This window comes from Nonomuraea ceibae, assembly GCF_019396325.1.
GTDB lineage: Bacteria > Actinomycetota > Actinomycetes > Streptosporangiales > Streptosporangiaceae > Nonomuraea > Nonomuraea ceibae.
The window spans coordinates 1-26,176 of sequence record NZ_JAHKRO010000118.1; the positions used below are offsets into that span (position 1 = coordinate 1).

Sequence of the window (26,176 nt, forward strand, 5' to 3'; positions counted from 1 at the left end):
CCACGACAAGTACCGTGCCTTGGTGCGCGAGCTGCAGATCCGCCCGCTGATCGCCCGCCGCGGCTCCGGGCACGGCTCCGGCCTGGGCAAGCAACGCTGGGTCGTCGAGCAGACCTTCGCCCTGCTGTACGCCTTCAAACGCCTGCGCATCCGCTGGGAGATCCGCGCCGACAGCCACGAGGCCTTCCTCAAGCTGGCCTGCAGCCTCATCTGCTGGCGGCGCCTCACTTCATTGCGTTAGGCGCTCTAAGGCGATGCTGGAGATCGGCCGCGCCCAGCGCACCATCTTCGTGGCCCGCTACCTGTGTGATCGCGGCCTGCAGGGCGAGATCGAGGAGGGCCTGAACGTGGTGGAGGCCTGGAACGGCGCCAACGCCGTCATCTGCTGCGGCCGCGGCGGGGAAATCTCCACCAACCGACGCGAGGAGGTGGAGATGACCACGCTGTGCCTGCGGATCCTGCAAGCCGCCTTGGTCTACGTCAACACCCTCATGCTGCAAGACGTGCTTGCCAAGCAGCAGTGGGCGGACCTGCTCACCCCTGCCGACCGGCGCGGCCTGACCCCGCTGTTCTGGCTGCACGCGCGCCCCAACAGCGAAGTGCGGCTGAACATGGCGGCCCGCCTGCCGATCAGCGGCTCGGTCGGTGAGTCGCGATGACATCGAGCTCTGGGGCGGCTCGCCGGGGCAGCCTGTCGGCGTGGTCGGTAAGGCCGCGAGCCGCTCGGACAAACCGGCGTCGGTTGGCGCGAGCCGTCCGGCGCGGGCGTCTGGACTGCTGTCAGCCGCCGTAACCCTTGGCGACAACGGTGCTGTGTGCCGGAAACTCTGCTCGGCAATCCCAGCACATCACGGCGAGCTTGGATTGCTCGAAAGGCTGGCCGCAAACTCCGTTGGCACCTTCGATCTTGTACGAGCCGCATTCCGGACAGGGTGCGGCGCGAAGGTGCTGTCGCATCGCAGGCAACGCCATAGGTCAGCCTCAACCGGCAGAGCAGCTAGCCGATCATGTTCGGCCTCGTCAGAGACGCCCAGGAGTCGCACGCGCATCGTGTCGGCGCTGCCGCAACTGAGACAGAGCACCTCTGGGTATCGCACCACGGCTCTCCTCCTCGGTGCAGGTGCCCACCCACTCCACCACCTCGCCGCACGGCGAGCGACCATGACGGCTTACAAGATCCATTGCAGGGTCCAAAAACAGGCACTTACGTTCCGCGCGAGACCCGCCGCGGCGGCACGGTCGAGCGTGACCCTGTGATGCAGAACACCGAGGAAGCCATCGCTCTCGCCGGCATGGCCGAGATCGTGGTGCTCTTCCCCTCCCATCGAACCCCGCTATTGGGTACTGCCGGGCGCGCACCATCTCGCCCGCTCGATCCAGGCGGCCGGCGGCCACATCTCGCTCATCGGCATTCTAGGGATACGAGATCTCCGGCCATGTCGCTCACCTGACCCACAACAGCTACGCATCGACGGCCTAACGATCGGCCACCGGCGGGCGCTGATGGACCTCGTCCGCGCGGCCGGCGGCATAGCCTTGCACCCCGAGATCGCGGCCGAATATGCCCTGCACGACTTTCCCGAGGACAGCTGCCAGCAGGGCCACCAGCGTCGCCTGACGGATGCTCGAGCGGCGATGCAGGGCACCTCGGCACCTCCCGAGCAAGCGACCCGAATGCCGGTCAGCGGACGCGTTCTAGGGACCGTACCGGGCGGACGGCATGCCGAGGGTGTAGGCCCAGTAGCGATCTCCGTACGACCAGTGCCACCATCGGGCCGGGTAGTTGACGAACCCGGCCGCCGTCATCGCCCGGATGAGCACCTCCCGGTTGCGCACGGCCGCGTCGGACAGCCGCAGCGCTGTCGTGTGGCAGGCGTCTCCCCCCGCGGCGCGCACCGGGGTGCCCATGTCGAGTTCCTCCCTTGCCGCCGAGCACAGCGTCACGTCGACGGCCGCGCCGGCCGAACCGCAAGCTCCCACGACGAGCAGGCGCAGCCCGTCCGGCAGGGCCGCCCGTACCCGTGACAGGCGGCCGGCCACACCGGCGCGCACCAGCTCGCCATCGCCGAGGTCCACCAGTTCCTCTCCGCACTCGGCCACCTCGACGGAGGTCACCGCCAGGTCCGACAGAGGGATGATCTGCCGCATGGCATCCTTCCTGGGGAGAACGCGGAAAGCGGGGACCGCGTGGCCCCCGCCTCACCCGCCGTGGTGTCAGACCATCGCCTTGGTGCCGTTGCCCCAGGTGTCGCTCTGCCAGCGCTTCACCGCGCCGCCGAGCGCCCCACCGGACCCGCCGCTGAGGGTGAACACCGCGGCCGCCGGGCTGTCGTCGTAGTCGTAGACGAGGGCCACGTCGGCGCGCCCGTCGCCGTTGTAGTCGCCGCTGGTGACGCCCTTGGTCCGGTTCCCCCAGGTGTCGGTGCCCCAGCGCTTGACCGGCACAGCCAGCGAGCCGCCGGCGCCGCCGTTCATCGTGAACAGGGCCACCTCGGGGCTGTCGTCGTAGTTGTACAGCAGGCCGATGTCAGCCTTGCCGTCGCCGTTGTAGTCGCCGCTCGTGATGGCCTGAGTGTTGTCGCCCCAGGTGGCACTCTCCCAGCGCCTGGCCGGTGCGCCGAGGGAGCCATCCGCGTTGCCCTTCAGCGTGAACAGCGCCACCTGCGGCCCGTCGGCGTAGTCGTAGAACAGGGCGATATCGGCCCGGCCGTCGCCGTCGTAGTCGCCGCTGGTCATGCCCTTGGTGCGGTCACCCCAGGTGTCGCCCTCCCATCGCCTCGCCGGCCCGGCGAGCGAGCCGTCGGCGTTGCCGTTCAGGGTGAACACGGCGGCCTTAAACGTGTCGTAGTAGTCGTAGAGGAGGGCGATGTCGGCCTTGCCGTCACCGTTGTAGTCGCCGCTGGTGATGCCCTGAGTCCTGTTGCCCCAGGTGTCGCTCTCCCAGCGCCTGGCCGGTGCGCCGAGGGAGCCGTCCGCGTTGCCCTTCAGCGTGAAGACGGCGGCCTTGGCGCTGTGGGCGTAGTCGTAGAACAGGGCGATGTCGGCCCGGCCGTCGCCGTCGTAGTCGCCGGCGGTCATGCTCTTCGTGTTGTTGCCCCAGTGATCGCCCTGCCAGCGCTTGACGGGCGCTGCGAAGGAGCCGTCATCCCTGGCCAGCATCGTGAACACGGCCGCCGCCGTGCCGCTGTAGTCGTAGAACAGGCCGACGTCGTCGCGGCCGTCGCCGTTGAAGTCGGCGCGCACCTGGCTGGACGCGCTCGTCTGCCACTCCTCCTCCAGCCCCTCCGGGCTGACGAAGGCTCTGGCGGGACCGTTGGTGCCCTGCGTACGCCAGTTGAACCAGTTGCGGAACTGCACCGAGTTCGACTCATTGCCACCCACCGTCTGGATCTCGGCGCCATTGGCGCGCACCCCCACCACGATGCTGACGTGGGCGAACTGCTGCCCCGGTACGCCGTTCTCCCAGTTATCGTCCGGCGTGAACAGCGCCGCGTCGCCGATCTGCGGCTTGTCGCGCACCAGGCCGCGCTCCTTGCCATACTCGTAGAAACTCCCCGCCCACGCGTCCAGGCCGTCGAGGTCGCGTACGCCAGCGCCGCCCCAGACCCACTTGGCCCACACCGCGCACCACGCCACCGAGCAGGCCCCCGGGTAAGCTCCGCAGCCGTTACCGACCTGCTGGTGAGCGAGGGCGACGATGCCCTCGCGGGTGAAGGAGGCGTCGGCGACGGAGACCTCCGCCGGGGGGACGGCCGGCGTCGGCGGCTCCGCCTGTGCCGGGCCGGCCAGCAGCGCCCCGGAAACGAATGCCGCCAGCACGAGCTGGGCTAATCTGGTGCCACGCATGGCTTTCTCCCGTTGATTCTCGGATCTTGTGCCACCGAGAGTCGGGGACCCGGCTTGCCGAATTCTTGCCGCCCCGACGGGGCTCGGGCCGCCGGCAACCTTGCCAGATTCTTGCCCGGACCTTGCCCGGGCTTGCCGTCCCAGCGGCGGAAGGGATGGGATGGCCGGGTGATTCTTCGCATCCTGGGCCCCGTCACCGTCGAGGCCGGCGACGGCGTGCTCGCCCTCGGCGCCAGCAAGCAACGCACAGTCCTCGCCGCGCTGGTGGCGGACGCGGGGCGGCTGGTCACGGTCGAGTCGCTGATCGACCGGGTGTGGGGTGAGTCGCCGCCCGGTTCCGTGCGCAGCTCCCTGTACGTGTACGTGGCCCGCCTGCGCAATCTGCTCGCCGGAGTTGAGGGTGTCTCGCTCGAACGCGTCGCCGGTGGTTACTCGTTACGCGTGCCGCCCGGCGCGATAGACGCCGAGCGGGCACGAACCCTGGCGGACCAGGCCGCGGAGGCCGGTGACGATGAGGAACGGGCGGCGCTCCTGGGCGAGGCGCTCAGCCTGTGGCGAGGCGCGGCCTTGGCCGGCATCCATGGCGAGTGGGCCGAGCGCTACCGGCAGAATCTCCAGCAGCAGCGGCTCGCGATGGCCGCCGACTGGGCCGAGAGCGCGCTACGGCTCGGCCGGGGCGGCGAGGTCGTCGGCATGCTCGCTCCGCTGCTCGTGGAGCACCCGCTGGCCGAACGGCTCATCGGCCAGCACCTGCGGGCCCTGCACCACAGCGGCCGGCACGCCGAGGCGCTGGCCGCCTATTCGGCGGCCGCCGAGCGTATCAGGGACGAACTGGGCGTCGACCCCAGCCCCTGGCTGCGCGAGGTGCATGCGGGCCTCTTGCGCTACGACGCCGAACTGCAGCAGGACAGCCCGCCGCCCTCTCGCCTGTCGCAGCTTCCGCCGGATATCACCGATTTCACCGGCGCGTCGGCCGCACTGGCCCGCGTGCTGGCCGCGGCCGGGGGGCCGGAGCACGGTACCGCGCTGCCGATCGTGTTCATCTCCGGCCGTAGTGGTGTCGGCAAGTCCACGCTCGCCGTCAGGGCCGCGCACCTGCTGCGTGAACGCTACCCGGACGGTCAGCTCCACATCGCTCTGCGAGGCGCGCAGGCGCGGCCCGTCACGCCCGCCGAAGCGCTCGACCGGCTGCTGCGCCTGCTGCGAGCCGAGGGGCACGACGAGAGCCTGCCGTTGGAAGACAAGATCGAGATCTACCGGCTGGCTCTCGCCTCGCGGCGCGTGCTCGTGGTGCTCGATGACGTGGCCGACGCCGCGCAGATCCGGCCGCTGCTGCCCGGCAGCGGCACCTGCGCCATCCTCGCCACCAGCCGCCGGCGGCCCGACGGACTGCCGGGTGCGGCGGTCGTCGAGCTGGCCGAGATGACCGAGGACGAGTCGCTCGACCTGCTGCGCGCCATCGTCGGCGCCGACCGGGTGGCAGCCGAGCCGGACTCGGCGCGTGGTCTCGTCGCCCTGTGCGACCGGCTGCCGCTGGCCATCCGGGTCGTCGGGGCGCGACTGCAGGGTAAGCCGCACTGGCCGCTCACGCGGCTGGTGCGCAGGCTCGACGACGAGCGCCGCCGCCTGGACGAGCTGTCGATCGGCGACCTCGGGGTCCGTGCCGGGATCAGCGCAAGCTGCGGCGAGGTAGGGCCGCCAGCGCTGCGAGCGTTCTGCCTCCTGGGATACCTGGACCCGCCCGACTTCGACCTCATGGTGGCCGCGGCGCTCCTCGGCCTGCCGCACGCGCAGACCGAGGAGATCGTCGAGGAGCTCGTCGACGCCCGCCTGGTCGAGCCGCTGGCAGGGGAAGGCGGACTGATCCGCTATCGGATGCACGACCTCGTCCGCCTGTACGCCAAGGAACGCGCGATCGACACCATCTCCGAGCCCGAGCTGATCGCGGCCGTGCAGCGGGCACTGGAGAAGATGCTGGCCCTGTGTGCGGGTCTGGCCCAGCAACTCCCGCTCGCCCTGCCTCGCCTCGGCGGGCCGGTGCCCGTCATGTCCCTCGAGGAGCGGCGGGACGCCGAACAGTGGTTCGCCGCCGCAGAGTCCGCGCTTATCGTGGCCGTTGAACGGGCCGCCGAGCTTGGGCTCGACACGCACGCCTGCGCCCTGGCAGACACGCTGATCTTCACCTCGTTCGGCGGCGCCAACCGCTTCGCCGGATGGCGCAGAAGCCACACGGCGGCGCTCGCCGTCGCCAGGAGCAAGGGCAACCGCAGGGCGGAGGCCGTCATCGAGTGCGGGCTGGGCCAGCTCGCCTACAACGGCGACGACTTCGACGAGGCCAAACGCCGCTTCCGCGCTTCGCTTCTGCTCTTCCAGTCCGAGGCCGACGCGCGCGGCGCCGCCATCGCGCTCAACGGCCTCGGCACCGTCTACCGTGAGGTCGGCGAGCACCACGCCGCACTGCCCCTGATGGAGCAGGCCCTGGCCGCCCTGTCGGCGCTGGGCGACGCCGAGGGAATCGCCCACGCCCTGTACGGGATCGGCTTCTCCAACCGGGAGCTCGGGCACGACGACCTGGCCATCGCCAGCCTGGAGGACGCGCTGGCCCGCTACCACGACATCGGTCACCGTCGGGGGGAGGGGCTCGCGCTGCGCGGCATCGGCCTGGTCCACAGGGCGCGCGGTGATCTTGCCGCCGCCGAGGACTATTGCCAGCGCGCCCACCGGCTCATACTGGTCACCGGGGACGGAGTGCTGGCCAACTACACCTCCCAAGCGCTGGCCAAGGTGTGGATCCGCCAGGGCCGCCTGGCGGAGGCCGAGCCGCCGCTGCGGGCGATGGTCGCCTCCACCGCCCGCTTCCACGACCGGGTCGGCACCGGGCTGGGCCTGCGCACCCTCGGCGAGCTGAACCTGGCCGCCTACCGGCCCCAGGAGGCGATCACCAAACTCAACCGGGCCCTCGACGTCTGGGACGAGCTCCGGCATCTGCTGTGGCGGGCGCGTACCCTCCGCGACCTGGGCGCCGCCCATACTCTGCGCACCGATGCGGACTGTGCCCGCCGCGTCTGGGACGAGGCGCAGGACATCTTCGACCGGTACGGCACGCGCGACGCCACCGAGCTGCCCGCCTGGCGCGACCGCTGGACCGGCGCCCGCTCGCGGCGCCGGTCGCCAGAGGCGTCATAGCTCCTTGGGTTGCGTGGGGCAGCTGTAGGATCTCAATGCATCACCTACCGGCGATACCTTCCTGATTACGCATCACATGGGCGATGAAAGACGGCGATCCGGCACCGTGCGGTGGGTCCCCGAACGCGATGACTCCGGGCCTTACCGGAGCCCGACGCCATGACTCGTGAGGAGTTCCTGGTGGCCGAGGGAGCGAGGACGCGGCCGTCTCTCCTACGGTGACGGTTGACTCGTCACCGTAGGCTCTATTCAGGTGACGCAAATACAGGCGGATGGCGAGGGGCGTCCAGCCAGACGAAGGTGTACGGGCCCGCGTCCAAGGTGCGGGTGCGGACCGCCTCGACCTGGGCGTCCAGCGTCTTGGCCATCTGGGAGACCTGGCTTTCGGAGATGTGCGGATGCCGAGTTGCTCGATCAGCTTGTCCACTCGCCGGGTGGAGACCCCGAGCAGGTAGCTAGTGTCATCCGCCTGAAACCCGCCAGATAAGTCCGTATGGTGTTGGTTGTGGCGCATCCAGGACCGTCCGCAGTGGAGATCCACTTATCGGCCAGTGAGCGGGCTCGGCTGATCGGCATGTCAGCGGAGTCGTCGAGGGTGGCGGTACGGGCGCGGATCGTACTGGCCTGTGCAGAACCGGGGATCAGCACTGCGCAGGTGGCGTTGGATCTAGGCCTGGCGGAGAGCACGGTGCGCAAGTGGCGTGCGGCCTTCGCCCGGGGTCGGCTGGAGGCGCTGGCCGACGAGGTGCGCACGGGCCGACCGAAGGCGGAGATGACGGTGTCGGAGGCCGAACGGGCGGTGTTGCAGCGATGGGCGCGGCGGGCCACGTCTGCTCAGATCTTGGCGCGGCGCGCGAAGATCGTGCTGGGATGCGCCGACGGTAAGGACAACAAGCAGATCGCTGCTGAGCTGCGGGTGCGTCCGGACACGGTCTCCAAATGGCGCCACCGGTTCCTGCGCCTGCGGCTGGACGGGCTGAACGATGAGGCGCGCGCCCGGGTCGCCCGCCGTCGATCAGCCTGGACCAGGTCGAGCGGGTGGTGGTGGCCACGCTGGAGGAGACGCCGGCCGGCGCCACCCACTGGACCCGCGCCTCGATGGCGCGGCGCAGCGGACTGCCGGAGTCGACGATCGGCCGGATCTGGCGGGCCTTCGACCTCAAGCCGCACCGCACGACGACGTTCAAGCTGTCGACCGATCCGCTGTTCGCGCCAGAAGGTCGTCGACGTGGTCGGGCTGTATCACGACCCTCCGGAACGCGCGGTGGTGTTGTGCGTCGATGAGAAGTCGCAGATCCAGGCGCTGGATCGCTCCCACCGGTGACGGGCGATGATGCCGGGCATGCCGGAGCGGCGCACCCACGACTACGTTCGTCATGGCAACACCAGCCTGTTCGCCGCCTTCAACATCGCCGACGGGACCGTCATCGGCGAACTGCACCGCCAGCACCGCGCCGCCGAGTTCAAGAAGTTCCTCGTCACCATCGACAAGACCGTGCCGGCCGAGCTGGACATCCACCTGATCTGCGACAACTACGGCACCCACAAGACTGCGGCGATCAAGGCGTGGCTGGCCCGTCATCCTCGTTTCCACATGCACTTCACTCCGACCGGCTCCTCCTGGATCAACCAGGTTGAGCGCTGGTTCGGCTACCTGATCGACCAACTCATCCGCCGCGGGGTACACAAGAGTGTCCAGGCGCTGGAGGACGACATCCGAGCCTGGTCGGACCGCTGGAACGCCGACCCGAAACCGTTCATCTGGACAAGACTGCCGAGGAGATCCTCGAATCCCTCGCCAAATATTGCCGACGAATTTCAGGCGGATGACACTAGGTACCGGATGCAAGCCCCTGATGGCATACCGCAAAAATTCGATCCGATCCTCCCCGAAGGCCGAACGTTCGCGTCGCCCAGATGAGTTCGGAACGGAATGTCACGCCAAGGCGCTTCCGCCCAGCCCGCTACCGCGACTTTCCGTTCGCATGCTGCTCAACCCCCGCGTCCTACTACCGCGAGATCGTCTTCGGTCTGCGCCGTACCCCCTACATCGCGGTACGGCGTCCGGCCAAGGACGGCAAGACCCTGTCCGCCGGGCCGTGGGCGTGGAGCGACAGCATCGGCAGCTGGACCTGGCCCAGCTAGGAGGGCCGGACGCTCGGCGTCGAATTCTACAGCGACGCGGACCAGGTGGAACTCGCCCTGAAACGCAAGGTGATCGGCTCCGCGGCAGGGGGCCAGGCGAACCGCTGCACCGCGCTGTTCGACGTCCCCTTCGAGCCCGGCACGCTGACGGCGACGGCCGTCAGGAACGGCGTCCGGGCGGAGACCTTCAGCCTCACGACGGCCACCGGACAATCGCGCCTGGCAGTCACAGTCGAGGACACGGCGCCACAAAACCTGTTCGCCCGGATCGCGATCGCTGACACGGCAGGGACCGTTTTCACAGGCACGGATCGCGACGTGGAGATCGAGATCACCGGCCCCGCCGAGCTCGCGGCGCTGGGCAGCGGAAACCCCGCTCCTCGCCAGACGTACGGCACCGCCCGGCACGCGACGTTCGACGGGCGGGCCCTCGCGATCGTACGACGCAACGGTTCGGGAACGGTCGTCCGGGTGACGGCCGAAGGCTGCGAGCCGGCCGAGGTCACTCTCGACGGCGGCGCCTGAGCGATGCGCAACCCCGATCGCCGCTCACCGGTCATGGCCGATGTGGCAGAGGCCGCCGGCGTCTCCCACCAGACGGTCTCGCGCGTGCTCAACGGTCACCCGCACGTGCGTGAAGAGACGCGGGTCAGAGTGCTGCAGGCGGTCGAACGGCTCGGCTACCGCCGCAACATGCTAGCCCGCGCCCTGGCTCCCCGGCGTTCCCGAACGCTCGGAGCCGTCGTCTTCGGCGCCACGCTTCACGGACCCGCGAGCACCCTCTACGGCGTCGAGCAGGCGGCCCGGGCAGCCGGCTACTTCATCAGTATCGTCACCCTGAAGACCCTCGATCGCCAGGAGATGCAGGAGGCTCTGAGCTACCTGACCGACCAGAGCGTCGGTGGAATCATCGTGGCCAGCCCGCGGCGACTGGCCGGTGCGGCGTCTGCGGGCATACCGGTGGTCGTCATCGAGGGCGAGCCCACCGCGGACGCGCCGGTGGCCTGCGTGGATCAGGTGGCAGGCGCGCGCTCGGTGACTGAGCACCTGCTCGCGCTGGGACACGAGACGGTGTGGCACGTCAGCGGACCACCGGACTGGCCGGAGGCGACGAGCCGGGTGGAAGGCTGGCGCACGGCCCTCGCAGCGGCCGGCTGCAGCACGCCGGAGCCGCTGCCGGGCGACTGGAGCCCGCGATCGGGCTACGAAGCGGGACGCCGCCTGCTGCGCGAGCCGGAAGTGACCGCCGTCTTCGCGGCCAACGACCAGATGGCACTGGGCGTGCTGCGAGCCTTCGCGGAGGCGGGAGTGAAGGTCCCCGCTTAAGTCAGCCTCGCGGGTTTCGACGACATCCCCGAGTCGGCGTTCTTCTCACCCCCCTTGACCACTGTCCGGCCGGACTTCGAGTCAGTCGGCCGGCAGGGCTTCGAGCTTTTGCTGGATCGGATGGAGAGTGGGCAGCCGATGACGCTGAAGCGACGCGTCATCAAGCCGCTGCTGATCACGAAGCACAGCACAGCGGTTCGGACGTCGGTTTTCGGACATCCGAAGATGGGCTCAGGAGAGCTCGAAATGTGGTGATGGTCACGATCTTGTTGCATGGAATGACATTCGCTTCTGCCGACGGTAGCGTTCCAGCGTGGGCAACTTGGACATTTCCGCATGTAAGGAATGGTTCAGCGTCGCTTATGTTGAAGCGCTGGCCTACGCTGCGGGATATGCTGTGACAGTCGTCCATGTTGACCACTTCGGGGTCGACCTTGAGCTGCGCGACAGAGCGTTGCGAATAGACGTGCAGATGAAGTGTACGAATGAGCCGGATGTGATAGGCGACCATATCGCCTATCCTCTTGATACGCGTACCTACAACCTTTTGAGCGATCCCGGTAGAAACGTGCCCGCTTTCCTTTTTGTGGTGGAAGTTCCGTCGCTCAAGTCGGACTGGGTGAGCTGCGGCACGGACGGGTTGCAACTGCGCCGGTGCGGCTACTACGCCAGCATGTCGACGCTGAAGCCCACCAGCAACAAAGCGACCAAGTCCGTTCAGGTGGCCCGAGCGAACCGGTTGACGGTCGCATCGCTGGACCAGCTCATGCGCAAGGCAAGGGGCGGGCTGTGATCAATATTGATGCGCTGGCTTCAGAGGTCACCCCGGCAGGCTTACGCGCCTATCTGAGAGCGAACTCCTGGAATTATCAAGGTAAGCCGCTCCCGCGTATGGAGTTATGGGCGAGAGATTCGTGGGAAGTCCTGATTCCACTCAATCGCCAAGCCTCTGACTATCCACGTAGGATCAGAAACTTCATCGATGACATCGCCGGAGAACGCGGCGCCAGAACAGAGGACATCGCCACCGAACTTCGCTATGTCGAGGATGACGTCATCGACCTGGAGTTCGAAGAGGATCTGTCACGTGTTCCGCTCACTGAAGCCGCGAGGCTGCTGCAGGGGGCGAGGTCCTTCGCTGTCGCCAATGCCTGTTCGGCCATCCACCGCCGTTCCTATCACGGTCGTTCACAGCCGCTGAGAGCACGCGAATACGCCGATCACGTGGGCATGGGCCACACCAGGGAAGGCAGTTTCGTCATCCCCATCGTCAGCCCGATCGGCGTCATGAAGCCCGTGATTATCGAGGGGGAGCAGGAGCCACTTATCGACGTGCAGTCGGAGCTCAACTTCTTCCCGCGCCGGGTGACGGGCATCATGGCAGACGTTCTACGGGAGATCCACGAACTGGCTGTCGTCCGAGAACGCATACCTCCCAAGGAGGACCTGAACCGCGCGGTGGTCGCCGGCTTGTCCGCCGATGCGTGTGCTGCCTTGGCCACGATGGTCTCCGCACCGAACGCCAGCGACCTGGACATCACCTTCCAATGGGCCCTGACTGCGGCGCCGCCTCGCGCCGGCGGCGACACCGTCGCATTCCCGCAGGAGGCGGCGGAGACGATCCGGCAGATCGGTCATCTCCTCCGCGACCAGGTGCGCGTGGAGGACACCGTCATCTACGGTTTCGTCAGCTCCCTCGATCGCGACCCGGATGATGAAGAAGGCGTCGTCAAGGTAAAGGCGCTCGTGGGGAGCCGCATTCGGCCGGTCAAAATAGTTCTACGCGGAGACGCCTACCACACTGCGATAGAAGCTCACGACCTCAAGCTCCGGGTCATCGTCACCGGCCCCATGGTGAAGAGCGGTGCCGGCACGCTCTCCATGCCCAGGGTGCACCTCTTCAGGGTCGATGACTACCTCCCGCTGGAGATGAGCGCAGAACCTCGGTCGGCTTAGCGGACGGATCTGAAGCGCAGCAGCACGATAAGCCGCTGAGCACGGTGAGAGTGCCTGGCGCAAAGTAGAGCAGGGTGTCTGTCGGATAGCCCCTCCAGCGCAAGTGCCATGATGACGGCGCCGGCCGGCGATCCGCGCGTGAGACCAGCAGGGGCATGATCGAGCCCCCAGCTCATCCAGCCCAGGTGGGGCAGCGGAACGCTGGGCACCACCGCCAGTCCGTCCAGGCCAGATAGGCCGACGGGGTTGCCACTTCAAGCGGCCCGGGAGTGATATGCCCCGAGCTGATCAGGCGGGAATCTGGTCGCTGGGTGTGATCGCGAGGTGGTCGATGATGTCAGCGAAGGCTTCGGCGACGGGGGCCAGATCGGACTTGTGAACCTTGTCGATGGTGTCGGCCTTGTCGTAGGGGTAGAGGGGGCCGATGATGAAGCTGATGGTGCGGATTCCGGCGTCGTAGACGAATCCCGCGTCGGTGGGGAGTTCGCCGATCAGGGGACCAGCTTGTCGCTAGGCAGGCGGATGGTCCGCTGGAGGTCGTGTCGGGTGATCGCGTCGTCGATGACGGTCTTCAGGGGAGCGCTGACGTTTCGAAATCAGCGTGGTATTCGGGAAGGTCGTGGATTTCAAGCTGTCCATCGGGTCCGATCTCGGCTTGCCTGGCGATGTGTCCAGGGTGACGTTGGCGACGATTCGATGAGGGGTGGCCGGGTTGGTGATGAAGGTTTCGACGAAGTGCTCGTGGGCCTGGTAGCCGGTCCAGTGGCTGTCCATCAGGACGAACATCAGGGTCTTGGGCCGGTGTTCTTGCGGGACCTGGCTGTAATAGCGGGCCAGCGCCAGCACTTCGGCGGTGCCTGAGGCGTCTTCGACGCCGCCGTCCCATGCGGCGTTATGGTGGGACTGGATCATGATGGTGTCGGTGCTGCGGCCGGGTAGATAACCGATCACTGTGCGGGATGTGGCCGGAACCCGTGTGCCTACTCCTACTACGGCTTCACCCAGTGGGCCGCGGTGGCGAGCGGCCACCCCGCACTGCGGGCCATCGTGCCGCGCGTCACCGGCTCGCGGTTCATGGACATGTTCTCGCCCGCCGTGGTGCCCAAGCTTCCCCTGTACGAGTGGGTCCTGCACACGTTCACCACGCCCGGCATGCTCGACGGCGCGGTCCTGCCGACCGAACCACTCGCTGGACTCGACGCGCTCCCCGAGTACGCGACGCACATGGCCTCCTTGCACATGGGCGGCTGGTGGGACAACCTCCAGCGCAGCCAGCTCGACGCCTGGCACTGGACCGGCACCTCACCGGCCGCCGCGCACCAGTTCCTCCGCATGAACGCGACCGATCACGAGGACTTCGAGTTGTGCGAGGACGGCCTCCCGTACGAGGACCACGAGGTGGACGACGACGCGCTGGCCCGCTATCTGCCCAGGATGCTGGACGATCCCATCAAGTTCCTCGACCACTACCTGTCGGGCCGCCCGGGCCGGTGGCGGGCTCCCCGCGTGCGCTACCGCGTCGCGAACTCCGGCTGGCAGCTCGCCGACCGCTGGCCCACAGGGGACACCACCCTGGTGGAACTGCATCTGGCGGCAGGGGACCGCGCCCTCGCCGGCGCCGACGGCGGCGCACTGCGCCCCAAACCGGACGGCCCGGCCACGCCCGTCACCTGGACGCACAACCCGCCCAACCCGGTTCCCTACCTGGCCGAGGTTGAATGGAGCCAGCTCTCCGGCCTCCCGGACGAGCAGGCCATCCATGCCCGCGACGACGTGGCGACCTTCACGAGCGAGGCCCAGGACACGCCGTTCGACATCGTGGGCCCGGCGGAGGTCGTGTTGAGCGTGGACGCCGACGCACCGTCCACCCACGTGATCGTCCGGCTGCTCGACGTCTACCCCTCCGGGCGGGCGCACATGGTGCTGGAGGGGGCCGAACTGGTGTCCGGCCCAGCCCGGGTACGCGGGCGCCTCGGCGACACCGCCTACTGGATACGTCCCGGGCACCGCCTGCGTTTGGCCATCAGCAGCTCCTGCTTCCCGCTCTACCTCGTGCATCCGGGCAACAACGAGGACCCGTGGCACGTGTCACGGTCTCGACCCGCGCGGCAGACCTTGCACGGTCGCGCGGTCCTCCGACTCCCGGTCAGGGGGCGGCTCGGGTAACCCCGCAGGGCAACCGCGATGACGTCTCACGCTCCTGGATCGGCTCGGCGATCCCGTTGTGCGGGGTCAGGGCTCCAGTACGAGCCGGTAGCGGGCCTGCCCGTCGCGCAGCCGGCGTACCGCGAGGTCGGCTTGGTCGAGCGGCAGGCGTTCGAGGCGCGGTCGCACGTCGTGGGCGGTCGCGAAGCGCATGGTGTCCTCGATGTCGGCGGGGGTGCCGGTGAGGTGGCCGGTGACGGTCTGCGCGTTCATCACCAGCCGCGCGACCGGGATCTTGACCGCTCCGCCGTCGATGCCGATCAGGGTGAGCCGTCCGCGCAGGCGCAGGCCGTCAAGCAGCGTGCTGATCGGTTCGGAGGCGGGCGCCGTGCACAGGATGAGGTCGACGCCGCCGAGTCGCGCCAGGGCCCGGCCCGGATCCGGTGCGGTGGCGTCGAGGTAGTGGTGGGCGCCGAAGGACGCGGAGTCGTGCTTGCGGCCGGTACCGCGGGCGATGGCGACGACTTCGTGTCCCATGCGGGCGGCGAACTGCACGGCGAGGTGGCCGAGGCCGCCGAGACCGTACACGGCGACCCGCGAGCCCGGCGGCAGGCCGGCGTCGCGGATCGCGGTGAAGGTGGTGACGCCTGCGCAGCCCATCGGTGCCGCGTCGGCCTCGCTGAGGCTGTCGGGGATGCGGGCGAGCGCGTCGACGGGAACGGTGACCGTGTCGGCCCAGCCTCCTGGGTAGGACAGGCCGGGGATGCGGCGTTGCCGGCAGTGCACCTGGTCGCCGGTGCGGCACGGGTGGCAGTGACCGCAGCTGCCGCCGGACCAGCCGACCGCGACCCGATCACCCGGTTGCCATCCATTGACGGCGGCGCCGATCGTGTCGATCACACCGCTGATCTCGTGTCCCGGGGTGATCGGGAAGCCCCCGGCGGGCTTGGCGGCGCCGGCGGTGCCGAGGTCGGCGCCGCACACCCCGCCGGCGGACACCCTCACGCTGACCCAGCCGGGTTCCGGGTCAGCAATCGCCACCTCGATGGGGCGAAGAGGGCCGCCGGGTTGGGTGATCGCCATGCGGCGGAACCTGGTCGACACAGATGCTTCCCCTCTACCAACGCTTATTCCTGGACAATATGGCTGGCCGGATGGGCCGGGGTAGGGGGGCGACGTGAATCGGGTGATAGCCTCCGGTTATGGCTGAGCGGCTGAACCTGGAGGCGTTGCGGTATGCGCGATCGGTGGCGCACGCCCTGTCGTTCTCGGCCGCCGCGCGCGCTCACGGGATCACCCAGCCCGCGTTGTCGAACGCGGTCGCCCGGCTGGAGGAGCGCCTAGGGGTGCGGCTGTTCGAGCGGACCACCCGCGGTGTGACCTTGTCCGCCGAGGCGGCACGTCTGATCCCGCTGATCGACACCGCCCTGTCGGCGGTCGATGCGATCACCGCCGAGGCGCGGCGAATCGCCGCTCCGGAGGCGCCTCGCATCCGTCTGGGCGTGTCGCCGCTGATCAGCCCTGACCTGGTGGCGCGGGCCTTCGGCGCCGTGCGCCGGCTGCCGGTTCCGGGAGATCTGGTGTTGCGGGAGGCGAACATGGCCGACCTGCACGCCGCGCTCGCCGAAGGCGAGCTCGACATCATCCTGGTCCCGTCGGTGAACCCGCTGCCCCGTTTCGAGCACCGCGTCATCCACTCCGAGCCGGTCGTCGTGATCGACGCTCACGCACCGGCGTCGTCGGCGGTGGAGCTGAACGACACCGCCGATGCGCAGTTCATCCTGGTTCCCGATGCGTGCGGCCTGACCCGGTTCACCACCCACCTGTTTCGCGAGCATGACCTGCCGCTGCGCGCCTATCCGGGAGAGGCCGGCGGCTACCAGGTGCTGGAGCAGTGGGTCGGTCTCGGGCTGGGGGCGGCCATCCTGCCCGAGTCCAAGGTGACGGACGCCGGCCTCTCCGCGCGCCCGCTGCTGGACGACGGCCTACCCGTCGAGCTGTTCTACGAGGCCGTGTGGGACCCCACCGCGCGCTATGCCGCCGACGTGAGCTGGCTCGTCGACGCGCTCAGCGATAACCGGCGCCTATAGCCGTATTCGCGTCGCCGGTCTACCGGCCGCACGGTTTGGGACATAGCTTCGGCGCATGGCCACGGGACTCACGTCGGCCACCGCACCCCGAAGCGAGGAACCATGACCTATCTTCAGATCACCCTGGACGTCAGCGCGGAGAACCGTGCCGCCGCCGCAGGCGTCTACCAGCAGTACAAGCAGCCCTTCCTGGACACGGCCGCGGGTGCCAAGAGCAAGGAACTGCTGGTGCGCGACGAGGACGTGCAGGTCCTGCACGGGTTCGCCAGCGTCGCGGATGCGCGGGCGTACCTGTCCACCGAGCTGTTCGCCCAGGACGTCGTCACCTCTCTGCAGCCGTACCTGAACGCGGCGCCGGACGTGCGCGTCTACGAGACCGCCTGACGCGGGCGGCCCGACCGGGGCACGCACCCTGGCCGGATACGTGCCCGACGGCGACGCGTTCGCCGAGCAACATCGCGCAGAAGAGGATTACCGTGCCCGAACCCCTCGCCGGCCCCGCGACGCCCGCCCCGGCGATCGACGCCGTCCAGCGGCGCACCATGATCGTGCTGGTCGTCGCGCAGATCGTCGGCACCGTGGGAGTGGGCGTCGCACCCTCGATCGGCATCCTGCTGGCCGGCGCGGTAACCGACAGTGAAGCCTGGGCGGGCCTGGCCCGCACCGCGAGCACGCTCGGCGCGGCGCTGTTCGGCCTGCCGCTGGGCACGCTGGCCGCCCGCCGCGGCCGTCGCGTCGCCCTGGCTGGCGGCTGGTGGACGGCCGCCGCCGGCGGCGCGGTGCTGGTCGCCGCCGCGCAGTGGAGCCTGGTCGTGCCGCTGTTCGCCGGCTTGCTGCTGATCGGCGTCGGCCTGGCGGTGAGCCTGCAGTCCCGCTTCGCCGCCACCGACCTCGCCCAGCCGCACCACAAGGCCCGCTCCCTGGCCCTGATCGTCTGGGTCGGCACCCTCGGCTCGGTGCTCGGCCCGAACCTCGGCGTGCCCGGCGAGATCATCGGCGCGGCCACCGGCCTGACCGTGTACGCCGCCGCGTTCCTCATCGCCGCGCTCTGCCTGGCCGCCGCCGGCACCGTCGTGTGGGTGTGGCTGCGCCCCGACCCGCTGCTGACCCTCGGCCGGCCGGCGCCGCCGTCGCCGGGCAAGCGGCCAGGCCGCGTCCGGCAGGTCCTCGCCGAACTGCGCGTCAACCAGCGGGCCCGCGTGGCGGTGGTGGCCATCCTCACCGCCCAGGTGGTGATGGTCGCGATCATGACGATGACGCCCGTCCACCTCACCCACCACGGCGGCTCGATCACCCTCGTCGGCATCACGATCAGCCTGCACATAGTCGGCATGTACGCCCCGGCCCCGCTCGTCGGCCTGATCGCCGACCGCCACGGCCACCGCCCCGCGATCACCGCCGGGCTCGGCGTCCTGGCCGCCTCACTCGTGATCGGCGCCGCCAGACCCGGCGACACCGGCTGGATCATCACCTCGCTGATCCTGCTGGGCGTCGGCTGGTCCTTCGTCAACGTGGCCGGGTCCGCGCTGTTCAACGCCGCCGTGTCCACTGAGACCCGCGCCTCCTCCCAGGGCGGGGTCGACGCGCTGTCGAACCTGTGCGGCGCGACCGCGGCGTTCGCGTCCGGGCCGCTGCTGGCCGTCACCGGCTTCTCGACGCTGTCCCTGCTGGCGCTGGTCGCGCTCGTCCCGTTGAGCGTCCTCATGGCCGGCCGTGTCCTCGCCCGCCAGAGCACGTGACCGGCCCCAGTCCTGACCCGTACCGTCATCTCGGCCCAGAAAGGGGCGCACATGGCACCTTCCACCTCCAAGCACGACGTCGTCGTGGTCGGCGCCGGCGCGGCCGGCCTCACGCTCGCGGCCGCCCTGCACGCAGCCGGCTCGACACGGTGTGCCTGGAGGCGCGCGACCGCACCGGAGGCCGCCTGGCGACCACCGACGACGGGCTCGACCTGGGCGTCACCTGGTTCTGGGACGGAGAACCGCGCGTCGCCGCACTCGCCGCCCGGCTGGACGTCGCCGTCTTCGACCAGCACCTCGTGTGCGACGCGCTCGCGCAGCATCCCACCGGCGCCCAGCGGGTCACCGGCAACCCGATCGACGTGCCCGCCCACCGCTATCGGCCGGGCGCCGCGGCGCTGACCTCCGGCCTGGCGGCCCAGCTCCCGGATACTGTGGTGCGGCTGTCGACTTCGGTCGCCGGTATCCGCCCGAACGGCGGCACGGTCGAGGTGCGAACGACCGCCGGGGACCTGAACGCCGGCCAGGTTGTGCTGGCGATCCCGCCGGCGCTCGCCATGGCGAGCATCGACTTCCAGGGCGCGCTGGAGGCGGAACTGGCGCAGCTCGCCGCGGGCAACACCATGCACCGCGTCGCCGGCCATCCCGGCCAGCCCGCCACCGAATCCGCCCGCCTGGCGCTGCGCGCCTACAAACGCGATCGCGCCGAACCGGCGGCCGCGGCCAGCGCGAAGCCCCGCCCATCACCATCGACGCGCTGCGCGCCATGGTGTCCGCCTGCGATCTGGACACGCCCATCGGCCGCCGTGACCGGCTGCTGCTCGTGCTCGGCCTGGCTGATGGGCCGCCGCAGCGAACTCGTCGCCCTGCAACGCGACGACGTACGCGAGGTCGCCGAGGGCCTCGAGGTCACCATCCGCACTTCCAAGACCGACAAGGACTCCGCCGGCGAGACCATCGCCATCCCGCGCGGCAGCCACCCGCTCACCAACCCGGTCGCCGCCTGGCGCGACTGCCTGCACGTCCTCGACCAGGCCGGACACCCCACCGGAAGGCTGCTGCGCCGCATCAACGGGGTCTGAGGAACATCCGAACCGGATCGTGCGCTAAGCCGTCTCCGCGCAGGTCATCGCGGTGCGGTTTCGCGTCGTGCCTATTCGCGCGCCATTGATCGCAGATACTTGCCGAATATCTGCGATAGCGTCGATGTCGTCCTGGAGGAATGCCCTCGCTCGGCAGGTGTCGTGGGAGTGGTCCACAAGATCAGGCCGAACGGCCCACGCCGGTGCTCAAGGACGCGGTCAAGGGCTTCCTGGCCGGAGTGCCCAACCCCAACACCGCCCGGTCCTACGCCACGGCGCTGCGTGCCCTCACCGAGAAGTTCGGCTCCTACACCCCGGTGAGTTCGCTTTAAGGGGAAGGGGCGGCCGACCGGGTCGCTGCCTGGTTCATCGAACAGTGGGGGGCGCTCGGCGGCCACCGTCAACGCCCGGCTGAACGCGTTGTCCTCGGCGAGTCGGTGGTGGCGGGATCAAGGCTGGATCACCGAGGACCCGTTGCGTCGGCTCAAGCGCCGCCCGGTCGAGGTCGACCGTACGAGGCCGCTGGACCGTGCCGAGGTCGCCGAGCTGCTTGGCCGGGAAGGGATTGCGCTTCGTGAGCGGACCTTGTGGCGGCTGCTGTACGAGTCCGCGGCACGGCCTCCGAAGTCCTGGCGCTCGATGTCGAGGAACTGGACTTGCGTAACCGAAAGGCCCGGGTGCGGCGTAAAGGCGGCGCGGTGGACGTGATCGTGTGGCGCACCGGCACCGCCCGGCTGCTGCCCCGTCTGATAGGTGGACGCAGGTCAGGGCCGGTGTTCACCACCGACCGGCGAGCACGGGTGGAGTTGCCGCCGGCCGACATCGACAGTCGCAGTGGGAAGGCGCGACTGTCGTATCGGCGGGCAGCTGAGCTGTTCGAGGAGGCCACCGGCGGCTGGACGCTTCATCAACTACGGCACTCGGCGCTGACCCACGCGGCCGAGGATGGGGCCAACACCTCCACCTTGCTCGCCTTCTCCGGGCACACCTCGGTCGCTTCGCTGGCCCGCTATGCCCGGGTCTCGAGTGAAGCTCTCGGGCGCTGGCAGGCTGGACGCGATCCTGCCGCCCGCAAGCGGTGAGGGCGAACCTTCGAGAAACTGAGTGCAAGGAGATCGATATGCCTGATGGATGGCAGTGGGACGGCAGGAAGCTCGCGTGAGTGCCGCGCGGTTGATCTTCGCAGCGCAGGCCTTACGCGGTCTGGCGTACGGACTGGCCGCCGTCCAGCTCGCCACGCTGCTGCGGGCCGAGGGGCTGCAGGCCGCCGGAGTCGGTCTCGTGCTGGCCGCCGTGATGGCCGGAGGCGCGCTGGCCAGCATTGCCCTGGCCCGCTGGGGCGACCGGTTCGGCCGTCGCCGCTCCTACACCGTCTTGTACCTGGCCCTGGCCCTGTGCGGGTTGCTGATCGCGGTCGGAGCTCCGGTGTGGCTGCTGAGCCTGGCTGCCCTGTCCGGCGCGCTGTCGGTCGAGGTGGTCGAATCCGGGCCGTTCACCACCGTGGAGCAGGTCATGCTGGATGGCAGCGGCGTGGCCGTGCGCGGCTTCGGCCTCTACAACGCCGTCGCCGCCACCGCCGGGGCCGCCGGCGCGCTGCTGGGCGCGCTCCCGCCCTCGCGGTCGCTGCTCGGCGCTGTGTTGCTGGCCGTGGGCGTGGCTGGCGCGTTGCTGGCCCTGCGACTTCCCGCCTCGCTCGAGGTGGCCTCGGTTCAGGTCTCCGCACCGGTCCGGCCCCGCCCGGTCGTGGTCCGGCTGGCGGCGCTGTTCGCCGTGGACAGCCTGGCCGGGGGTTTCGTCGTGCAGTCCTACCTGGCCTACTGGCTGGGCATCCACTACCAAGCTGGCACGGCGAGCATCGGGCTGCTGCTCGCGGGCTGCGCCGTCCTGCAGACCGCCTCTTTCCTGCTCGCGCCGGTCATCGCGGCCAGAATCGGGCTGCTGAACACGATGGTCTTCACCCACCTGCCGAGTAACCTGCTGCTCATCGGCGTCGCCTTCGCCCCAGGGTTCCCAGTGGCGGCGGGGCTGCTGCTGGCCCGCGCCTGCCTGTCCTCGATGGACGTGCCCACCCGCCAGGCCTACGTCATGGCCATGGTCCCGGCCACCGAGCGCACCACCACAGCCGCCGTCACCAACACCGCCCGCTACCTGACCCGGCCCGCCGGTCCCGCGCTGGCCGGGCTGCTGCAGCCCCTCGGTCTGGCCTGGCCGTTCCTCATCGCCGGGACCGCCAAGACCCTCTACGACCTGACCCTGTGGCGGATCTTCCGCCGCGTCGAACTCCCCACTGGGGGCCCATCGTGATCTAGGTGACCAGGACCCGGCCCCAGACCGACCGGATCGCCTGGCCCTGGCTGATCCGCCGCTTCATCGACTCTCGCGCCCCGGCGCATCGTAGATGCATAGGTACATCGACGATGGGGACCTGATGACAGCTTCGTTAGCGACAGGCCGTCTCGGTCGCCACGTCCAGCGCCCGTTCTGCGATGGCCAGCGCGGCCGCCAGGCGCTCGCGCTCGCTGTCGTCCAGGCCGTGCTCGCCGAGCTGGTGCGACAGCAGCACCAGGTGGGCGGCGAAGCGGGTGCAGGCGTCGACGGCGACGTCGACCGGGTCGCGGGGCGGCCGGGACTCAGGCGCCGAACGGGCCTCTGGTGCCGGGGGAGCTGGGGGAACGGAGCGGATAGTGGCCACGTCCTGACCGTACGACGCTCCCGGCGGCCTGGCCTGGCGATCAGCCGAACATGCGTCGACCACTGGGGACAGGGCGCACGGTCACGCGCGTGACGTTACGCCGCGCGTCGCAACCCGGCCGGGCTTCACGGGCGCGCCGGGACTGGTGTGCATACGCAGGTGCAGCCGGGCACGGCCGGGCTCGTGTTCCACCCGGACTTCGCCCCACAGGGTGCGGATCAGGAGCAGTCCGGCACCGCCGCCCCGGGTCGGGGTCGGGCGGAGTGTGGCGATTGCTCGACCAGCACCCGGCCCGCCCGCGAGCTCTCCGCCTGCGATGCCGCCCGACCGATCCGTGTGCCTGCTGGAGCGTTCAGGGGCGTTGGAAGGAGGCGGCCAGGATCGCGGCGGCCAGGGTTCGCCCACGAGCTGGAACGTGCTGCGGGTCGCCGAGCCGGATCTCCTGGTCTTGGAAGTGCAGTACCACGGCGCCGTCCGGGTCCCGGGCAACGTCGATGCCGGCGTCGGGCAGGGTGACGCCGCGAACCCCGACACCGTGGTCGCTGCTGAGGTCGGTCAGTTCGGGCAGCACCAGCCCGGCGGCGGCCTGGGCGGTGGTCAGCCGGTCGTGCAGCTCCTGCGTCTGCTCGGTGGCGCGCTCGCGTTCTGCTTCGGCGGCGCGGGCTCGCTGCTCTGCGATGGCGGCGCGCTCGCGTTGGGTGTCGTGCTCGGCGCGGGCCTGGCGGAGCTCGTCCTCGGCGCGGGCCCGTAGCTGTGCGGCGGCAGCCGCTTCGCCCTGGGCGGCGACCAGCGCAAGGCGGGCCTCGGCGGCTTCGGCGCGGGCGGCGTCAGCGTGTGCTGTGGCTGTCTCGGCGCGGGCGTGGGCCTGAAGGGTTTCGTGCTCGGCGCGTTCGCGAGCGGTCTCGGCGTCGCGGGCGCGCTGTTCGGCGTCGGCGGCCGCAGTGCGAAGGGCGTCGGCCTGGCGGGCCTGCTCCTCGACGGCCGCGTGTAGCCGGTCGAGCTCGCGGCGGGCCTCCTCCAGTTCGGCTGTCTTCGCCTGGAGCTGCGCCGTGGCGCGGTCGCGCTCGTTCAGGGCGTCGTCGCGGGCCTGTTCGGCGGCGCCGCGGGCGCGTTCGTGCTCGGCGGTCTGGGCCCAGGCGGCGCGGGCGTCCTCCTTGGCCTCGGAGACCTTGCTGCCGGCCTCCTGTCTGGCCTGGTGGGCGGCCTGTTCGGCGGCCTGCTGTGCTTCGCGGGCGGTTTGGGCGCGGCGTTCGGCCAGCTCGGCGCGGGTGCCGGCTTCGGCCTGCTCGCGGCGGGCGCGGTCGGCGTCGGCGCGTGCGGCGCGGGCCTCGTTCAGCGCGTCGGTGACGGCTTCGTCCAGCGCTGCGCGCAGGGCGGCCGTCGTGGCGGTCAGTTGGTCGGTCAGCGGCCCGAGCACGGCCCCGGCGTGTTCCAGGCGGACCTCTCCGCTGTCGCGGTCGGGCGGCGCGGCGGCGACGCGTTCGCGGTTGTAGCGGCGGCGGTGATCGTCGCTGCAGTCCAGGGCGTCGGCGCGTTTGCCGGCGGGCAGGGCGCCGCCGCAGTAGCGGCAGGGCCGCCGCCCAGCGGCGCGGGTCTGTGCGGCGCGCCCGACGGCCACCGCCTCCTCGACCTGACCCTGAACCGGCTGCGGGATCTCCTCGCCGGTTCCGATGCCCGGCCCGGCCTGCTCGCTTCCCTCGATCATGCTCAGGAACTTTAGCAGAGCAATATCCGATCCGCATCCGATCCTTATCGCACGGTTCGGATATGGATACATGCGCCATGCAATACTCTCACACAATTCTGCTTATGTGAGATGAGTTGGCGATCAGGCTCGTGAGGTGAGAGTCCCCATCTTTCTGGCCTGCGGTTTCTCACCTGCTGTCAGCGGGATTCCCGCCTGCTGCCTCGACCTCGGAAGAGCGCCTGAGGTTGGGGCGGGCGGGGTTGCGGATCGCTCCACGCCGTTCAGGAGAAGAGGCGGAAGTACGTCGGCGCCGTGCCTTGGGCCCGGTCATCGAGGCGATGCAGCGTAGAACAGCGGCGCACTGGCTGTGCCGGACCCACCAGGTGGATGCGGGGGAGGACCGCACCGTGATCCCTGGTCGCGGTATATCGCCGGTATGTCGCCCACCATGCTCGGCGCGCCGGGTTCAGCGAGGTCGCGCCACCGTTGCGCCTCACACGATCGAAAATCGAGAAGCGTCAGTTCTTGCGGCACGGCTAGCGTCACAAGCACCTCACGCCGACAACGACCGGGAGAGTGACAGCGATGACCACGCAGAGCAAGGCGAGCACGGACGGCTTCTCCGAGGAAGAACGAGCTGCCAAAAGGGCGCGCCGCGGAACTGAAGGAGGCGGGCCACGGTCGTGGCGACAAGGCGACCGCCGAGGAACTCGACGTGCTGTCGAAGATCGCGGAGATGGAGCCGTCGGACCGGGCGGTGGCAGAACGCCTCCACGCCATCGTCACCACCAATGCCCCACAGCAGTCGCCGAAGCTGTGGTACGGCCAACCGGGCCTACGCTCGAAAAGGGAAGCTTGTGTGCTTCTTCCGTAGCGGGCACCTGGACAAAGAGCCTTACTCCACCTTCAGCTTCACCACCGAAGCCGACCTCGCCGATGACAGCGGCCTGTGGCCCACGCCCTTCGCCGTGACCGAGCTGAGCAACGAAGCCGCAACGACGATCACCAACCTCGTCAGAAAGGCCGTGAGCTGACGCACTCCTAGGCACTACGGGCCTCACCTGCGAGAACGGACGTCCTAGGCCCAAGGTCGCTGTCGGTATGGGCCCATCGGCGGATGCGCGTCCGCGGCGCCGGATCGATGATGGGAGCCCTTCGAGCGGGCGGCAGAGGAGTCATGCGGGTGGAACAGGTGGACTGGGTCGAGATCCCGGCCGGAAGGCTGCTCCGGGGCACGCCCGCCGAGGAGGTGGACGAGGTGGCGCGCCGCTACGCCGGCACCGGGGTTCCGGTGGAGTGGTACCGGAAGGAAGCCCCGCGCACGGAGCTGTACATTCCGGCGTTCCGGATCGCCCGTACCCAGGTCACCGTCGGCCAGTGGACGCGCTTCGCGCAGGCCACCGGTAGGCCGGTGCCGCAGGCGTCGGCGGACCACCCGGTCATCGGCGTCACGTGGAAGGACGCGGCGGAGTACTGCCGGTGGCTGGGGCGGCAACTCGGCGGTCTCGGCGTACGCCTGCCCACCGAGGACGAGTGGGAGCGCGCCGCCCGCGGCGACGACGACCGGGAGTTCCCCTGGGGCGACAAGTACCGCACCGGCCTGGCCAATCTGGTGGACCTGGGCGTCGGCACCACCACGCCGGTCGGTTCCTTCCCCGAGGGCGCCAGCCCGTACGGCGTGCTGGACATGGCGGGCAACGCCGACGAGTGGACCGCCACCCTCTACGCCCCCTACCGGGGAGCTCCGGCGGAGGTGCCGAGCAGCGAGGACTGGGCCTTCGACCCGCACATCAGCCGGGGCGGCGCCTTCCGCCACGACCGGGACCTGGCCCGGTGCGCCCGCCGGCACGGCGCCTACGAGCGGGACCTGGCGGCGATCGGCATGGGCTTTCGCGTAGCGGCTCCCTCGGGCTGAGCGGCGACAGGGAGCGTCCGCACCCTCCCCGTGATCGTGCTCTCCTCGATGGGCCTGCGGCCGGCCCGTTCACCGCTGCGCTCGGCGAGGAGATCAGTGCGCGCCTATGTAAAAGCTCCTCCCGGCTCCCGGCCCCCGGAAATCAGCGCCGTAGTCATAAGAGGGACACGACCGAGACTTCCCCAGCGACTGATCCGCTACGTGTTCCATGACTGTCCAATGCTCGACCAGGTCGTCAATGCCTAAAAGTTGTTGCAGAAGTGCGTGTATGAGCTGGTCAGTGCGTTCTGCGGCAGTGGTGCTCATGCCGTGAGGGCGAGGTTGTGCATGTGTGCGACGGCTTGGACCGCGTGGTGGAGTCCGGCCC

Annotated in this window: 24 protein-coding genes and 5 pseudogenes; 22 read left to right on the forward strand and 7 right to left on the reverse strand. The window is 69.7% G+C overall.

The annotated features are described in order from the left end of the window. Together KME80_RS41275 and KME80_RS41280 are read left to right on the forward strand one after the other, a co-directional pair. Positions 1-241, forward strand: a 241-nt coding sequence (locus KME80_RS41275) for a transposase (RefSeq protein WP_372455428.1), incomplete at its 5' end; no start/stop codon positions are given. A 13-nt stretch (positions 242-254) separates the two neighbouring features. Next, complete coding sequence (locus KME80_RS41280; protein WP_219516208.1) at positions 255-659, forward strand: Tn3 family transposase; 405 nt, start codon at positions 255-257, stop codon at positions 657-659. A gap of 1,036 nt (positions 660-1,695) precedes the next feature. Here KME80_RS41280 and KME80_RS41285 read toward each other — a convergent pair. After that, positions 1,696-2,148, reverse strand: coding sequence for a M15 family metallopeptidase (locus KME80_RS41285; RefSeq protein ID WP_219516210.1), 453 nt, complete (start codon positions 2,146-2,148; stop codon positions 1,696-1,698). Between the two features lie 66 nt (positions 2,149-2,214). Beyond that, entirely contained in the window at positions 2,215-3,846 is a 1,632-nt protein-coding gene (locus KME80_RS41290; protein WP_219516217.1) for an FG-GAP-like repeat-containing protein, read from the reverse strand. 168 nt (positions 3,847-4,014) lie between these two features. Here KME80_RS41290 and KME80_RS41295 point away from each other — a divergent pair, with 168 nt between their 5' ends. Continuing rightward, positions 4,015-7,032, forward strand: a complete 3,018-nt coding sequence (locus KME80_RS41295; protein ID WP_219516226.1) for an AfsR/SARP family transcriptional regulator — start codon at positions 4,015-4,017, stop codon at positions 7,030-7,032. 281 nt (positions 7,033-7,313) lie between these two features. On the opposite strand, the pseudogene KME80_RS53615 reads toward KME80_RS41295, so the two are convergent. Beyond that, positions 7,314-7,492 (reverse strand): annotated as a pseudogene (locus KME80_RS53615) (transposase); the annotation flags it as partial. A gap of 114 nt (positions 7,493-7,606) precedes the next feature. Here KME80_RS53615 and KME80_RS41310 point away from each other — a divergent pair. From KME80_RS41310 to KME80_RS41335, 7 genes and pseudogenes are all read left to right on the forward strand, one after another. Beyond that, positions 7,607-8,862: pseudogene (locus KME80_RS41310) on the forward strand (IS630 family transposase). Between the two features lie 87 nt (positions 8,863-8,949). Further along, the gene (locus tag KME80_RS41315) at positions 8,950-9,177 is read left to right on the forward strand and encodes a hypothetical protein (RefSeq protein ID WP_219516228.1); all 228 of its coding nucleotides are present in this window, start codon (positions 8,950-8,952) and stop codon (positions 9,175-9,177) included. A 15-nt stretch (positions 9,178-9,192) separates the two neighbouring features. Next, positions 9,193-9,339: pseudogene (locus KME80_RS52315) on the forward strand (DUF4982 domain-containing protein); the annotation flags it as partial. Next, positions 9,322-9,702 (forward strand): hypothetical protein, encoded by a 381-nt coding sequence (locus KME80_RS52320; RefSeq protein ID WP_372455430.1) that lies wholly within the window; start codon positions 9,322-9,324, stop codon positions 9,700-9,702. The pseudogene KME80_RS52315 and the gene KME80_RS52320, both read left to right, overlap by 18 nt. A gap of 33 nt (positions 9,703-9,735) precedes the next feature. Beyond that, positions 9,736-10,758 (forward strand): annotated as a pseudogene (locus KME80_RS41325) (LacI family DNA-binding transcriptional regulator). Positions 10,759-10,816: 58 nt separating this feature from the next. Then, the gene (locus KME80_RS41330) at positions 10,817-11,296 is read left to right on the forward strand and encodes a DUF4365 domain-containing protein (protein ID WP_219516232.1); all 480 of its coding nucleotides are present in this window, start codon (positions 10,817-10,819) and stop codon (positions 11,294-11,296) included. Then, positions 11,293-12,459, forward strand: coding sequence for a hypothetical protein (locus KME80_RS41335; protein WP_219516240.1), 1,167 nt, complete (start codon positions 11,293-11,295; stop codon positions 12,457-12,459). The genes KME80_RS41330 and KME80_RS41335 overlap by 4 nt, the downstream gene beginning before the upstream one ends. Before the next feature lie 510 nt (positions 12,460-12,969). On the opposite strand, the gene KME80_RS41340 is transcribed toward KME80_RS41335, so the two are convergent. After that, a complete protein-coding gene (locus KME80_RS41340; protein WP_219516248.1) occupies positions 12,970-13,410 on the reverse strand; it encodes a M28 family peptidase in 441 nt (146 codons plus the stop codon). 63 nt (positions 13,411-13,473) lie between these two features. Here KME80_RS41340 and KME80_RS41345 point away from each other — a divergent pair, with 63 nt between their 5' ends. Beyond that, positions 13,474-14,625, forward strand: coding sequence for a CocE/NonD family hydrolase (locus KME80_RS41345; protein WP_219516258.1), 1,152 nt, complete (start codon positions 13,474-13,476; stop codon positions 14,623-14,625). Positions 14,626-14,691: 66 nt separating this feature from the next. Here the strand turns inward: KME80_RS41345 and KME80_RS41350 are convergent, their stop codons facing one another. Continuing rightward, on the reverse strand, positions 14,692-15,687 hold the full coding sequence (locus KME80_RS41350; RefSeq protein WP_219516264.1) for an alcohol dehydrogenase catalytic domain-containing protein: 996 nt from the start codon (positions 15,685-15,687) through the stop codon (positions 14,692-14,694). A 119-nt stretch (positions 15,688-15,806) separates the two neighbouring features. Between KME80_RS41350 and KME80_RS41355 the strand changes: the two genes are divergently transcribed. The 9 genes and pseudogenes from KME80_RS41355 (at position 15,807) to KME80_RS53445 (ending at position 21,944) form a co-directional block, all read left to right on the forward strand. Next, positions 15,807-16,694, forward strand: a complete 888-nt coding sequence (locus tag KME80_RS41355; RefSeq protein ID WP_219516274.1) for a LysR family transcriptional regulator — start codon at positions 15,807-15,809, stop codon at positions 16,692-16,694. A 102-nt stretch (positions 16,695-16,796) separates the two neighbouring features. Then, a complete protein-coding gene (locus tag KME80_RS41360) occupies positions 16,797-17,078 on the forward strand; it encodes a hypothetical protein (RefSeq protein WP_219516276.1) in 282 nt (93 codons plus the stop codon). Positions 17,079-17,170: 92 nt separating this feature from the next. After that, on the forward strand, positions 17,171-18,433 hold the full coding sequence (locus KME80_RS41365; protein WP_308126139.1) for an MFS transporter: 1,263 nt from the start codon (positions 17,171-17,173) through the stop codon (positions 18,431-18,433). A 51-nt stretch (positions 18,434-18,484) separates the two neighbouring features. Further along, positions 18,485-18,553 (forward strand): annotated as a pseudogene (locus KME80_RS53440) (hypothetical protein); the annotation flags it as partial. A 29-nt stretch (positions 18,554-18,582) separates the two neighbouring features. Further along, positions 18,583-19,515 (forward strand): FAD-dependent oxidoreductase, encoded by a 933-nt coding sequence (locus KME80_RS41375; protein WP_246646602.1) that lies wholly within the window; start codon positions 18,583-18,585, stop codon positions 19,513-19,515. Between the two features lie 203 nt (positions 19,516-19,718). Then, positions 19,719-19,847 (forward strand): hypothetical protein, encoded by a 129-nt coding sequence (locus KME80_RS52330; protein WP_281427427.1) that lies wholly within the window; start codon positions 19,719-19,721, stop codon positions 19,845-19,847. Positions 19,848-20,102: 255 nt separating this feature from the next. Beyond that, positions 20,103-20,597, forward strand: a complete 495-nt coding sequence (locus KME80_RS41380; protein ID WP_219516294.1) for a tyrosine-type recombinase/integrase — start codon at positions 20,103-20,105, stop codon at positions 20,595-20,597. A gap of 76 nt (positions 20,598-20,673) precedes the next feature. Continuing rightward, positions 20,674-21,819, forward strand: a complete 1,146-nt coding sequence (locus KME80_RS41385; RefSeq protein WP_219516296.1) for an MFS transporter — start codon at positions 20,674-20,676, stop codon at positions 21,817-21,819. 5 nt (positions 21,820-21,824) lie between these two features. Then, a complete protein-coding gene (locus KME80_RS53445; RefSeq protein ID WP_219516297.1) occupies positions 21,825-21,944 on the forward strand; it encodes a chromate resistance protein ChrB domain-containing protein in 120 nt (39 codons plus the stop codon). Between the two features lie 11 nt (positions 21,945-21,955). Here the strand turns inward: KME80_RS53445 and KME80_RS41395 are convergent, their stop codons facing one another. Next, positions 21,956-22,207 carry a hypothetical protein gene (locus tag KME80_RS41395; RefSeq protein WP_219516299.1) on the reverse strand — a complete coding sequence of 84 codons (252 nt, stop codon included), beginning with the start codon at positions 22,205-22,207 and terminating at the stop codon, positions 21,956-21,958. 352 nt (positions 22,208-22,559) lie between these two features. Further along, complete coding sequence (locus KME80_RS52335; RefSeq protein ID WP_219516301.1) at positions 22,560-23,912, reverse strand: coiled-coil domain-containing protein; 1,353 nt, start codon at positions 23,910-23,912, stop codon at positions 22,560-22,562. Between the two features lie 839 nt (positions 23,913-24,751). On the opposite strand from KME80_RS52335, the gene KME80_RS51170 reads away from it, so the two are divergent. Further along, positions 24,752-24,928 (forward strand): hypothetical protein, encoded by a 177-nt coding sequence (locus KME80_RS51170; protein ID WP_246646604.1) that lies wholly within the window; start codon positions 24,752-24,754, stop codon positions 24,926-24,928. Between the two features lie 143 nt (positions 24,929-25,071). Beyond that, positions 25,072-25,809 carry a formylglycine-generating enzyme family protein gene (locus tag KME80_RS41410; RefSeq protein ID WP_219516303.1) on the forward strand — a complete coding sequence of 246 codons (738 nt, stop codon included), beginning with the start codon at positions 25,072-25,074 and terminating at the stop codon, positions 25,807-25,809. Positions 25,810-26,176: the final 367 nt, after the last annotated feature.